The 11,466-nt window shown below is 74.5% G+C and carries 7 protein-coding genes (1 of these 7 running past the window's edge); 4 read left to right on the forward strand and 3 right to left on the reverse strand.

Annotation, left to right across the window (positions count from 1 at the left end):
• Window positions 1–15 precede the first annotated feature (15 nt).
• Window positions 16–3,222, forward strand: a complete 3,207-nt coding sequence (locus tag D1J60_RS38655) for a BTAD domain-containing putative transcriptional regulator (protein WP_125821833.1) — start codon at window positions 16–18, stop codon at window positions 3,220–3,222.
• On the opposite strand, the gene D1J60_RS18490 is transcribed toward D1J60_RS38655, so the two are convergent.
• Together D1J60_RS18490 and D1J60_RS18495 are read right to left on the reverse strand one after the other, a co-directional pair.
• Window positions 3,209–5,155 carry a sigma-70 family RNA polymerase sigma factor gene (locus D1J60_RS18490; RefSeq protein ID WP_125821834.1) on the reverse strand — a complete coding sequence of 649 codons (1,947 nt, stop codon included), beginning with the start codon at window positions 5,153–5,155 and terminating at the stop codon, window positions 3,209–3,211. The two genes, D1J60_RS38655 and D1J60_RS18490, sit on opposite strands and share 14 nt — an antisense overlap.
• Window positions 5,156–5,417: 262 nt before the next feature.
• Complete coding sequence (locus tag D1J60_RS18495) at window positions 5,418–6,185, reverse strand: helix-turn-helix domain-containing protein (RefSeq protein ID WP_125604934.1); 768 nt, start codon at window positions 6,183–6,185, stop codon at window positions 5,418–5,420.
• Between the two features lie 342 nt (window positions 6,186–6,527).
• On the opposite strand from D1J60_RS18495, the gene D1J60_RS18500 reads away from it, so the two are divergent.
• Both D1J60_RS18500 and D1J60_RS18505 read left to right on the forward strand, forming a co-directional pair.
• Window positions 6,528–7,946, forward strand: coding sequence for an NAD(P)/FAD-dependent oxidoreductase (locus D1J60_RS18500; RefSeq protein ID WP_125821835.1), 1,419 nt, complete (start codon window positions 6,528–6,530; stop codon window positions 7,944–7,946).
• Window positions 7,947–8,193: 247 nt separating this feature from the next.
• Entirely contained in the window at window positions 8,194–9,921 is a 1,728-nt protein-coding gene (locus D1J60_RS18505) for an ATP-binding SpoIIE family protein phosphatase (RefSeq protein WP_125824086.1), read from the forward strand.
• A gap of 77 nt (window positions 9,922–9,998) precedes the next feature.
• Here D1J60_RS18505 and D1J60_RS18510 read toward each other — a convergent pair whose 3' ends face one another.
• Window positions 9,999–11,282 carry an MFS transporter gene (locus D1J60_RS18510; RefSeq protein ID WP_206436650.1) on the reverse strand — a complete coding sequence of 428 codons (1,284 nt, stop codon included), beginning with the start codon at window positions 11,280–11,282 and terminating at the stop codon, window positions 9,999–10,001.
• A 132-nt stretch (window positions 11,283–11,414) separates the two neighbouring features.
• Here D1J60_RS18510 and D1J60_RS18515 point away from each other — a divergent pair, with 132 nt between their 5' ends.
• Window positions 11,415–11,466, forward strand: partial view of a MarR family transcriptional regulator gene (locus D1J60_RS18515; RefSeq protein WP_007265422.1) — the 5' end (the start) only. 485 nt of this gene lie beyond the right edge of the window; the window shows 52 of its 537 coding nt (coding positions 1–52); its start codon is at window positions 11,415–11,417; the stop codon falls past the right edge of the window.

An 11,466-nucleotide genomic window follows, 5' to 3' on the forward strand; every position in this document is an offset into this window, starting at 1 on the left:
AGGCAGAATTGCCCGGTGCGCTACCAAATCCTCGGCCCCACCCGGGCCCACGACGACACCGGCGCCCCCCTCACCCCCGGCGGCCCCCGCGTCCGCGCGCTCCTCACCGCCCTCGCCCTCCGCGCCGGCGCCCCGGCCGCCGCGTCCGTCACCGACCTGGTCGACGAGGTCTGGGGCGACGACCCGCCCCAGGACGCCCCCGCCGCGCTCCAGGCCCTCGTGTCCCGCCTGCGCCGCACCCTCGGCCCCGGGCGGCTCACCACCGACCCCGCCGGCGGCTACCGCCTCACCGCCGCCCCCGACGACGTCGACCTCCACCGCTTCACCCGCCTCGCGACCCTCGGCGCCGAGCAGCTGGCCACCGACCCCGCCACCGCCGCCACCACCCTCCGCGAGGCCCTCGCGCTGTGGCGCGGGCCCGCCCTCGCCGACCTCCCCGAGCCCGCCCGCACCGCGTACGCCGCCGCCTCCGAGGCCCGCCGCTCCAGCGCCCGGCGGGACCGCGTCGAGGCAGACCTGCGCAGCGGCGCCACCGCCCCCGCCGCACTCCTGCCGGAGATCGAGGCGCTGATCCGCGAGCATCCGTACGACGAACCACTGCGCGCCCAGCAGCTGCGCGCCCTGCGCGCCGCGGGCCGCTCCGCCGACGCCCTCGCCGCCTACGAGCGCACCCGCCGCGACCTCGCCGAAGACCTCGGCGCCGACCCCGGACCCGAGTTGCGCGCCCTGCACGCGGAGCTGCTCCGAACCCAGCCCCCGCACCAGCCCCCGCAGCCCCGCGGGAACATCCGCCCCCGCCTGACCTCCTTCGTCGGCCGCGAGCCCGAACTCGCCGCCCTCGCCGCCGACCTGGACCGGGTACGCCTCGTCACCCTCACCGGCCCCGGCGGCTCCGGCAAGACCCGCCTCGCCGAGCACGCGGCCGCCGCCCGCCCCGACTCCGGCTGGATCGTCGAACTCGCCCGCCTCGACCACCCCGCCGCCGTGCCCGGCGCCGTCCTCAGCGCCCTCGGCCTGCGCGAGAACAGCCTCGTCGCCCGCGAGAAGACCCCCGCCGACGACGACCCCACCGCCGCCCTCCTCGAACACTGCGCCCACCGCCGCCTGCTCCTCGTCCTCGACAACTGCGAGCACGTCATCGCCGCCGCCGCCGAACTCGCCGAACGCCTCCTCACCCACTGCCCCGGCGTCCGGATCCTGGCCACCAGCCGCGAACCCCTCGGCGTGCCCGGCGAGTTCCTGCGCCCCCTCGAACCGCTGCCGCCCGGCCCCGCGCACCGCCTCTTCGCCGACCGTGCCGCCGCCGCCCGCCCCGGCTTCGACCCCGGCGACGACCCGGCCGCCGTCGCCGAGATCTGCGCCCGCCTCGACGGCCTGCCGCTCGCCATCGAGCTGGCCGCCGCCCGGCTGCGGCTGCTCACCCCCCGCCAGATCGCCGACCGGCTCGACGACCGGTTCCGGCTGCTGACCGGCGGCGCCCGCACGCTGCTGCCCCGCCAGCAGACGCTGCGCGCCGTCGTCGACTGGTCCTGGGACCTCCTCGACACCGCCGAGCGCACCGTCCTCGCCCGCCTGTCCGTCTTCGCCGGCGGCTGCGACCTGGACGCCGCCGAGGCCGTCTGCGCGGACGACGCGACCCGTGCCGACATCGCCGGCACCATGGCGGCCCTCGTCGACAAGTCCCTCGTCGGCGCCGAACCCGACCCCGACGGCATGCGCTACCGCCTCCTGGAGACCATCCACGAGTACGCCGCCGAACGCCTCGCCGAGGACCCCGCCGACGCCCGCGCCACCGCCCTCCGGCACGCCCGGCACTACCTCGCCCTCACCGAACGCGCCGAGCCGCTGCTGCGCTCCGCCGGCCAGCTCCCCTGGATCCGCCGCTTCGAGACCGAGCTCGACAACCTGCGCTCCGCCCTCCACACCGTCATCGAGGGGGAGCAGGACGCCGTCGGCACCACGATCGCCCAGCGCATGCTGGCCGCCCTCGGCTGGTTCTGGTGGCTGCGCGACTACCGCGGCGAGGGCGCCGACTGGACCGCCCGGATCCTCGCCCGGATGCCCGTCGAACCGGCCGAGGGCACTCCGGAGTACTGGCCCTCCATGCGGCTGCGCATGCTGCACGTGTTCCTGCTGGCCGAGAGCACCGGCGCCGACCGCTTCCGCACGCCGGAACACCGTGAGTCGGCCGCCCGCCTCAAGGAGGTCTTCCGCCACGGCTCCCCGGAGACCACCCGCTTCCCCGGCATGCTCTGGCCCGCGATCTGCTTCCTGACCGGCGACATGGAGCACTTCCACGAGAACGTCGACGAGTCGATCGCCAACTGCCGCCGCCACGCCGGGGACTGGGAGACCGCCATCCCCCTGCTGATGCGCACCCACTTCGCCATCGACATGACCGGCGGCCTCTCCACCGTGGACGCGGACCTCGCCGAACTCGACGCCATCGCCCACCGCGTCGGCGACCGCTGGATCCGCGCCCAGGTGGCCAGCGCCGCCGGGGAGGCCGCCCTCTCGCGCGGCCAGTACGGCGCCGCCCGCGCCGCCTACGAGGAGTGCCTGCGCCTGGCCCGGGAGGTCGGCGCCCGCATCGAGGCGCCCTTCGCCATCGCCCGCATCGCCGAGACCGAGTACTGCGCCGGGAACTACGAGAGCGCCGAGAAGCTCCTCTCGGAGGCCGACCGCGAGGCCGACGAGCAGGGCGGGGTGTACGACGTGAACACCTTCAGCCGGTTCCTGTCCGCCACGCTCGCCCTCCGGCGCGGCGACCTCGCCCTCGCCCGCACCGAGTGCGCCGCCGCCCGGGCCGCGTCCGCACGGATCAACGTGCCCGCCCAGTTCACCGCCGGGATGGACCTCATCGAAACCGTCCTGGACGCCCGCGAGAACGGCCCGGAGGCGGGACTGGCCCGGATCGGCGGGACCCTCGCCGGGGCGGTGTCCGGGCACTGCGCGGAGCGCGTCCTGGCCGGCATCGCCGAGACGGCGTCACTGTTCCTCGCCGACACCGGCCGTCCCGAGGAGAGCGTACGGCTCCTCGCGGCGGCCTCCGCCTGGCGCGCGGGCCAGCCCCGCTCGGTGCCGGAGGAGGCCGCCCTGGAGGGGCTCTCGGAACGTACCCTCGCCGCCCTCGGGGCAGCCGGCCGGGCCCGGGCGGAGGCCGAGGGCCGGACCCTGACCCCGGCGGAGGTCCTCTCCCTGCTCGGCGTCAGCGGCAGCTGATCACCGCGTCGGCCCAGCCGGCCAGCGTCGGCAGCCGCCCCTGCCCGGCCTGCTCCACCACCAGCCGCAGCGTCGAACGCCCGGCCAGCGGCACCTGGACCGGCACCGGGGCGTCGTCGTACCCGAGGGCACCGGAACGCCACAGCCGCTGCCCGTCGCCGTAGACGGAGAACCGCACCGTCCCGTCGGTCGGCAGCGACAGCCCGTCCACCCCGGCCCGCGCCGAGAAGCTCGTGCACTGCCGGTTGAGAGTGATCTCCACCGTGGAGCGGGAGGGCACGGTGATCCCCTGCCCGAACCGCTGCCCGCCCACCACGAGCCCCCACCGCTGCCACACCCAGCTGCTGCGCCAGGTCTCCAGCTCGGGACCGGTGTGCCGGCCGACCGCGGAGTGCCCGAGCCCGGCGAGCGGGAACCCCTGCGGCGGCGGCTGCGGCGGCGGCGGTGTCGTCGGCCGGGCCCGCGTGGGCGAAGGCGTCGGCGTGGGGGAGGGCTTCGGACGCGGGCTCGGCGGCGCGGACGGCGGCGCGGCCGTCACGGCCGGAGCCGAGGACGCGGGAGCCGACGGCGCCGCGCTGCGCCGGGGCGGCACCGGCCCCCGGGCCGCCGGCGACGGAGCCCCCGGCGGCGCCGGCTCCGGCGCGGCGGACACGGCCGGCGCGGGCACCTCGGGTGCCACCACCCCGGGCGCGGGCCCGGCCTGCGGCTCGGGCTCGTCCCCGGTCAGCGCGAACACCACCCCGGCAGCGGCGGCGACCGCTATCCCGGCGGCGATGGCGGCCTTCGCGGGCAGCCCCAGCCCCTCGGAAACCACCGCACCCCCGGCCCCGCCGGCCCCCCCTGCCCCGGCCCCACCGGCAGCGCCCGCCCCGGCAGCGCCCGCCCCGGCCGACGACCCGCCCGCCGCGGCGGCGGCAGCCCCCGCACCCCCGGCGGCGACGGCCCCGCCGGCCACCACCCCGGCCGCCTTCGCGGCGTACCCGGCGGCGAACCACCCGATGACCGCCACCGGCAGCAGCGCGGGAATGCCCGCGTTGACGTCCTTCAGCTCCCCGGCGGCCAGCCGGCACTTGGCGCACTCCTCCAGGTGCTTGCGCAGCCCCCGCTCCGCCCGCATCCGCAGCCCGCCCCGGGCGTACGCGCCCAGCCGGTCCGCGTACCGCGCGCAGTCGCCGCCCGCGCTGAGCGCGGAACTCACATGGGCCTGGAGGTAGGCCTGCTTGAGGCCCTCCCGGGCCCGGCTGGCCAGCACCGCCGTCGCGTTGGCGCTCAGCCCGAACAGCGGGGCGATCGCGCTCGGCGAGGCCTCCTCGACGGTGGTGTGCCACAGCACGGCCTGCCACCGCTCGGGCAGGCTCCGGAAGGCCTGCATCGCCAGCGACCGCTCGGCTTCGCGCATCGCCCGCACATCGGCGCCCAGTTCGAGGGTGTCGTCCCCGGACAGCCCCCCGGCGCTCTCCGCACCCGCGGCCGCCTGCTCCGCGAACACCGCGAAGTCCTCGACCAGATGCTCCCGCCGGGCGGTCTTCGCCCAGGCCGCGGCGACCCGCCGCACGGTGGTCAGGAGGTAGGCCCGCACCGACTGGTCCGGCCCGGCCCCGCCCCGTACCGCCTGCAGCGTCCGCGCGAACACCTCGGCGGTCAGGTCGTCGGCGGTGTGCCCGTCCCGGCAGCAGGTCCGCGCGTAGCGCCGTACCGCGTCGGCGTGCCGGCGGAACAGCTCCTCGTACGCCCCGTCGTCACCGCCCCGCATCCTGGCGATCAAGTCGCCGTCGGACGGGGGGAGTTCGCTACCGGGCGTGCCGGGTGAGGCATGCCTGCCGCCGCGTTCGCGCTGGGCCGGGACCTGCCGGGCGGGCAGGCTGTCCGCCCCGACCTCGGCGCCGGTGCCACCGACGCCACCGAGGGACTCGTCCCGCCCGTCAACGCTCATCGCGGAAGCCTCCGCACGACACACTCGAACCGGTACACCGATCCAGCCTGTCACACGGCGATGGCGCCCCGGGGCCCGCTCCGCGGCATCCACCCATCCGGGGACAATCCGGCGGATCGCCGGACCGTTCCTCACCCCTTCGGGCGACCTCCTGTTCGAGGACCGCCGTTGACGAACCGGCCCCCACCCCTGCGGGGGCCGACCCGACCACGGCTCGTCCCGGTGCCACGGCGCCACGCCCCGGCCGGGCCGGGGCGCCGGCTCACGCCGACCGGGAACGCAGTCCTTCGAGCAGGATGTCCAGCAGCCGGGCCGAAGCCGCGGCCTGCTGCGCCGGGTCCGGCAGCGCGGGCGCGGCGGTCGCTATCACGAGCAGCACATCGGCCACCGTGACGTCGGTCCGCAGCTCACCGGCCTCCCGCGCCCGGTCCACCAGCCGGCCGACGACCTCCAGCAGCGCGCCCGCTCCGGCGTCCTCCGAGGGCTCGTCCTCGAGCGCGGTCCGCGAGCCCACGACGCGCAGCTCCGCCGTGCCGCCCGCGGCGGCCTGGCGCTGCTGCGGCACCCGGGCCGCGGCCTCGTCCGCCTCGTCCTCGGCGGCCGCGCCGACCCGCAGCACCTGCGGCGGCAGCAGCCGGCCCGCACCGGAGGCCACGGAGGTGCGCAGGAAGCGCGACAGCGCCTGCCACGGCTCCTCCTCCTGGCCCAGGGCGGACTTGGCCTGCTCGGTCAGCCGGGCGGTCTCCTCCTCGGCTATCCGCCGGACCAGCACGTCCTTGCTCGGGAACCGCCGGTAGACGGTGCCGACGCCGACCCGCGCGCGCCGTGCCACGTCCTCCATCGGAGCGCCGTAGCCCAGCTCGCCGAAGACCTCCCGGGCCGCCCGCAGGACGTGCTCCAGGTTGCGCTGGGCGTCGACGCGCAGCGGCGTGGAGCGACCCACGCCGTGGGTGGTCGTGCCCGCCATCACGCGTCCGCCGGTCTCCGCGGACAGAGCGGTGACAGAGCCATGGAAATCGGAAATGTTCATATGTATCCCCCGGTAATCACTTGTCTCCCCCCGGAGACACTCCCCGCCTTCGTGTCGAGGGGGGCCACGGTCATGAGGGCCCTGGTCCTACATCCTCGACGAGATACGAACATAGTTGAGCCAGAGTCAATTCAGAAGAGGCAGCCGCCGACCGAGCACCGCCCGATCGGAGCATTCACCGCCACTTTTCCGCCGCAACTCCCCGGAATCACCCCCTCCGGAGTCCTGACCTGCGCACTTTTAACGTGATCCGGATCTCCTGACGACCCCGTCCCACCACCCCCACCGGTCACACAATTTGCCGGGCCTGTGGACAAACTCCCGGCCACGATGCGTCATGGGATGGTGAAGGCTGCTAACTCCCGGGGCGACGACCCCGGTACCCCGCCCCGCACGCGCATCCTCGTCGTCGGCGGCGGCTACGTCGGCATGTACACGGCCCTGGGTCTCCAGCGGAAGCTGAGATCCGGCGAGGCCGAGATCACCGTGGTGACGCCCGAGCCCTACATGACGTACCAGCCCTTCCTCCCGGAGGCCGCCGCCGGCGCGATCTCGCCCCGGCACGTCGTGATCCCCCTGCGCCGCGTCCTGGACCGCTGCCGCATCGTCATCGGCGAGGCCCGAAGCATCGACCACGCCAAGCGCACCGCGACCGTCACCACCCTCGCCACCGACGAGGAGGGCACCGGCGGCATCGAGATCGAATACGACGAACTCGTCCTCGCCCCCGGCTCCGTCTCCCGCACCCTCCCCGTCCCCGGACTCGCCGACTACGGCATCGGATTCAAGACGGTGGAAGAGGCCATCGGCCTGCGCAACCACGTCATCGAACAGATGGACATCGCCTCCTCCACCCGCGACCCCGCAATCCGCGACGCCGCCCTCACCTTCGTCTTCGTCGGCGGCGGTTTCGCCGGCGTGGAGGCACTCGCCGAACTGGAGGACATGGCCCGGTACGCGGCCCGCTACTACCACAACGTCAAGCCCGAGGACATGAAATGGGTCCTCGTCGAGGCCAGCGACCGGATCCTCCCCGAGGTCGGCCCCGAAATGGGCGTCTACACCGTCCGTGAACTGCGCAGCCGCAATATCGACGTCCGCCTCGAGACCCGCCTCGAATCCTGCGAGAACCGCGTCGCCGTCCTCAGCGACGGCTCCCGCTTCCCCACCCGCACCATCGTCTGGACCGCCGGCGTCAAACCCCACCCCGTCCTCGCCGCCAGCGACCTCCCCAAGAACGAACGCGGACGCCTCAGCTGCACCTCCTTCCTCACCGTCGAAGGAGTCGAACACGCCTGGGCCGCGGGCGACGCCGCCGCCGTCCCCGACATCACCGCCACCGAAGCCGGCAGCGTCTGCGCCCCCAACGCCCAGCACGCCGTCCGCCAGGCCAAGCAGCTCTCCGACAACCTCGTCGCCGCCCTCCGCGGCGAACTCCTCACCGAGTACGCCCACAAGTACGTCGGCTCCGTCGCCTCCCTCGGCCTCCACAAGGGCGTCGCGCTGCTCTATGGCCGCAAGCTCAAGGGCTACCCCGCCTGGTTCATGCACCGCGCCTACCACCTCAGCCGCGTCCCCACCTTCAACCGCAAAATGCGCGTCCTCGCCGAATGGACCCTCGCGGGCCTCTTCAAGCGCGAGATCGTCTCCCTCGGATCCCTCGAACACCCCAGGGCAGAATTCGAACTCGCCGCCGGCGGCGGCCACCGCCCCCACCCGCCCAAGCCCGCCCCCGACCCCCCGCAGGACAAGCAGGGCTGACGTTGTCAGTGCCGTCGGCCACACTGGACGTGTGACCATAGGTGGGCTCGCGCCTGCACACAGTGACATCCGCGAGCGACACCACCGAGCGACACCACCGAGCGACAGCACCGAGCGACAGCACCGAGCGACACCCCCCGCGACACCCGCCCAGCGACACCGTCCAGCGCCCGACCCCAGGGGCACCTCCCGGCACCACCGGGAGGACACACCGCGACCACTTGCGACACCACGAGGCTTGAACGCAGTGAACTTCACGCGCTGGAGCGCCCGCTTCCCCGGCACGCGCCGCGCCGCCGCCCGGAACGAGCACGCCGCGGCCCAGGCCAAACGCGGTGAGGGCTCCGTCCCGGCAGCCCGCGGCGCCGCCGCCCACCCCGCCGCGCCCCCCGAGGGCAGCCCCGCCGACGCCACCGTCCGCGGTACCGGCACGGCACCGCTCCCCGCCGCGCCCGCCCTCGACGAGCTCCCCGTACGGGAAGTCCTCGGCCTGCTCCCGGCCCTCGTCGCCCTCGTCCACGGCCCCGAGCACCGCGTCGCCTACGTCAACGACGCCTACACCGCCGGCTTCGGTCCCCGCACCACCGGCGCCCCCGCCCACGAAGCCCTCCCCGAACTCGGCGAGCTCGGCCTCCTCGAACTCCTCGACCAGGTCCAGCGCAGCGGCAAGCCCCGCACCGCCAAGAACCGCACCGCCCCCGGCGGCGGCAGCTCGTACACCGTCACCTGCACCCCCGTCGAGTTCCCGAAGGCCGCCACCGACGGCGAGAGCGACCCCGAGCACACCGGCATCCTCGTCCACCTCGCCGACGTCACCGACCACGCCGAAGCCGTCGACCGCCTCCGCGCCAGCGAACGCCGCCAGCGCGAAGCCGCCGTCACCCTCCAGCGCTCCCTCCTGCCCCAGGAACTCGAACAGCCCGACGACCTGCGCGTCGCGGCCACCTACCAGCCCGGCGGCACCGAAGCGGCCGTCGGCGGCGACTGGTACGACGTCATCACCCTCGGCGCCGGCCGCACCGCCCTCGTCATCGGCGACGTCATGGGCCGCGGAGTCCGCGCCGCCGCCGTCATGGGCCAGCTCCGCACCGCCGTCCGCGCCTACGCGCGCCTCGACCTCCCCCCGCACGAGGTCCTCCAGCTCCTCGACGGCCTCGCCGCCGAGATCGACGCCAGCCAGATCGCCACCTGCGTCTACGCCGTCCACGACCCCAACGAAGGCCTGCTGGCCTACGCCTCCGCCGGCCACCTCCCCATCCTCGTCCGCGACGAGGACGGCACCGTACGCCGCGCCGCCGACCCCACCGGGCCCCCGCTCGGCACCGGCGGCTGGCTCCACAGCTCCGGCACCATCGCCCTCGGCCCCGGCTCCACCGCCGTCCTCTACACCGACGGCCTGGTCGAACGCCGCGGCGAGGACATCGACGAAGGCGTCGCCGCCCTCGAACGCGCCCTCGCAGGCGCCCAGGGCACCCCCGCGATCATCTGCGACCGCCTGATGCGCGCCCTCGGCGTGGACGCCGACCACGACGACGACGTCGCCGTCATGGTCCTCCAGCAGCCCGCCCGCACCGGCGTGGACGCCGAGCTCTTCCACAACGCCGCCCTCGAACTCCTCGGCGGCGTCGAGGCCGCCCCCCGCGCCCGCGCCTTCGCCCAGGGCGTCCTCAGCTCCTGGCGCTTCCCCGTCGAACTGTGCGACCTCGGCGTCCTGGCCGCGAGCGAGCTCGTCGCGAACTCCCTCCAGCACGGCACCCCGCCCATGCGGCTGCGCCTGCGTCGCACCGACCGCCGCCTGATCGTCGAGGTCACCGACGGGGACGACCACCTCCCGCGCCGCCGCCGCGCCGAACCGGCCGACGAGACCGGCCGCGGCATCTCGATCATCGCCACCATCGCCTCCGCCTGGGGCTCCCGCCGCACCCCCGGCGGCGGCAAGGCCGTCTGGTGCGAGTTCGCCCTCCCGGACAAGTAGCGACACGAAAGGGGAGGGGTTCCCCGTCCCAAGGACGGGGAACCCCTCCCCTTCTTCGCCACTGCCCGCCGTACCCCTTACGCGGACACCCGCTCCGCCCGCTCCGAGGCCACCACCGGCCCCCGCGCCACGACCCGGCTCACCACCGACGGGTTGTCCTGCACCGGGCTCAGCCGCCTGCCCAGCCGCAGCGCCAGCACCGAGATCCCCAGCGACACCAGCACGAACACCCCGATGTAGAGCATCGGAATCCCCGCACCCAGCGGCACACCCAGCGGCCCGAGCGCCAGCGCCATCTGCTTGACCAGGGCGAAGGCCGAGTTGTACTGCCCGACCGAACCCTCGGGAGCCAGATCGGCCACCAGCGGGGCCAGGGTCGGCGACAGCATCGCCTCACCGATGCCGAAGAGCGCGTACGTGGTGATGAACGCGGCGGCCGCCATCATCGCGCTTCCGTGCCCCAGCCCCGAGAACCCGGCGATCAGCCACGCCACCGTCCAGATCAGCCCGACCAGCGCGATCACCCGCGACCGACGGCGCTTCTCGACCAGCTTCAGCACCACGAACTGCGCCACGACGATCGCACCCGTGTTGGCGGCGAGCGCGAACCCGAGGGTCGAGGGGGAGATCCCCGCGGCCTCGGTACCGAAGGCCGCCAGACCCGACTCGAACTGCCCGTAGCAGGCGAAGAACAGCACGAAGCCCAGCACGCACAGCTGCACCATCGCCTTGTGCCCCAGCAGCCGCTTCCAGCCACCGCCCGCCGGCACCGCGTCCTTGGCCATCGCGTCGCTGATGTTCTGCACGTGCGGCATCCGCACGGTGGCGATCACGACCGCCAGCACCAGGAACATCACGGCCTCGATGCCGAACAGCAGGGTGAAGCTGCCCGGACGGCTCTCGTCGACGATCTGGCCGCCGACGAGCCCGCCGATGCCCAGACCCAGGTTCTGCATGAAGAACTGCAGCGCGAAGGCACGCGTACGGGTCGACGGCGTCGAGCACCACACGATCATCGTGGCCAGCGCGGGCTGCATCACGGCCTGCCCGGCACCCAGCGCCAGGGCGGACAGCAGGATCGGCACGAGGCCGGTGGAGAGCCCGAGGGAGAGCGCACCCACCGAGGCCGCGACGGCCGCACCCATGACCACGGGCACCGGACCACGCCGGTCGATCACCCGGCCGGTGAAGGGCAGCGCGACGAGAGCACCCAGGGCGAAGGCCACGAACGCGCTCGTGGCCGCCATGGAACCCAGACCCCGCACCTGCGCCACATAGATGTAGAGGAACGGAACCGTGAAACCGATGCCGAACGCGGTCAGCGCGTTGCCGGCCTGGATCCGCCGCATCGCAGCGCCCATCACCTTGGTCACTTCTCACCTGCCTTGAGAGCCGAAGACTGAAGACTTCAGAACTTCATACCTAAACTTCGATGCTTAACTCTACACATCGAAGGAGTTAGATGCCAACGGGTTCGTGCGATACTTCGGGGCATGCCTGACACCCCCGACGGCGCGGCGCCCGTCCAAGAGCCGAGCCTCGACG

Origin of the sequence: Streptomyces sp. W1SF4, from assembly GCF_003950035.1 — a bacterium.
GTDB lineage: Bacteria > Actinomycetota > Actinomycetes > Streptomycetales > Streptomycetaceae > Streptomyces > Streptomyces racemochromogenes.

What these genes read in the sequence shown, in the direction of transcription:
- D1J60_RS18490 (WP_125821834.1), bottom strand. Translation starts at nt 5,155, where the DNA reads ATGAGCGTTGACGGGCGGGACGAGTCCCTCGGTGGCGTCGGTGGCACC.
- D1J60_RS18495 (WP_125604934.1), bottom strand. Translation starts at nt 6,185, where the DNA reads ATGAACATTTCCGATTTCCATGGCTCTGTCACCGCTCTGTCCGCGGAG.
- D1J60_RS18500 (WP_125821835.1), top strand. Translation starts at nt 6,528, where the DNA reads ATGGTGAAGGCTGCTAACTCCCGGGGCGACGACCCCGGTACCCCGCCC.
- D1J60_RS18510 (WP_206436650.1), bottom strand. Translation starts at nt 11,282, where the DNA reads ATGGGCGCTGCGATGCGGCGGATCCAGGCCGGCAACGCGCTGACCGCG.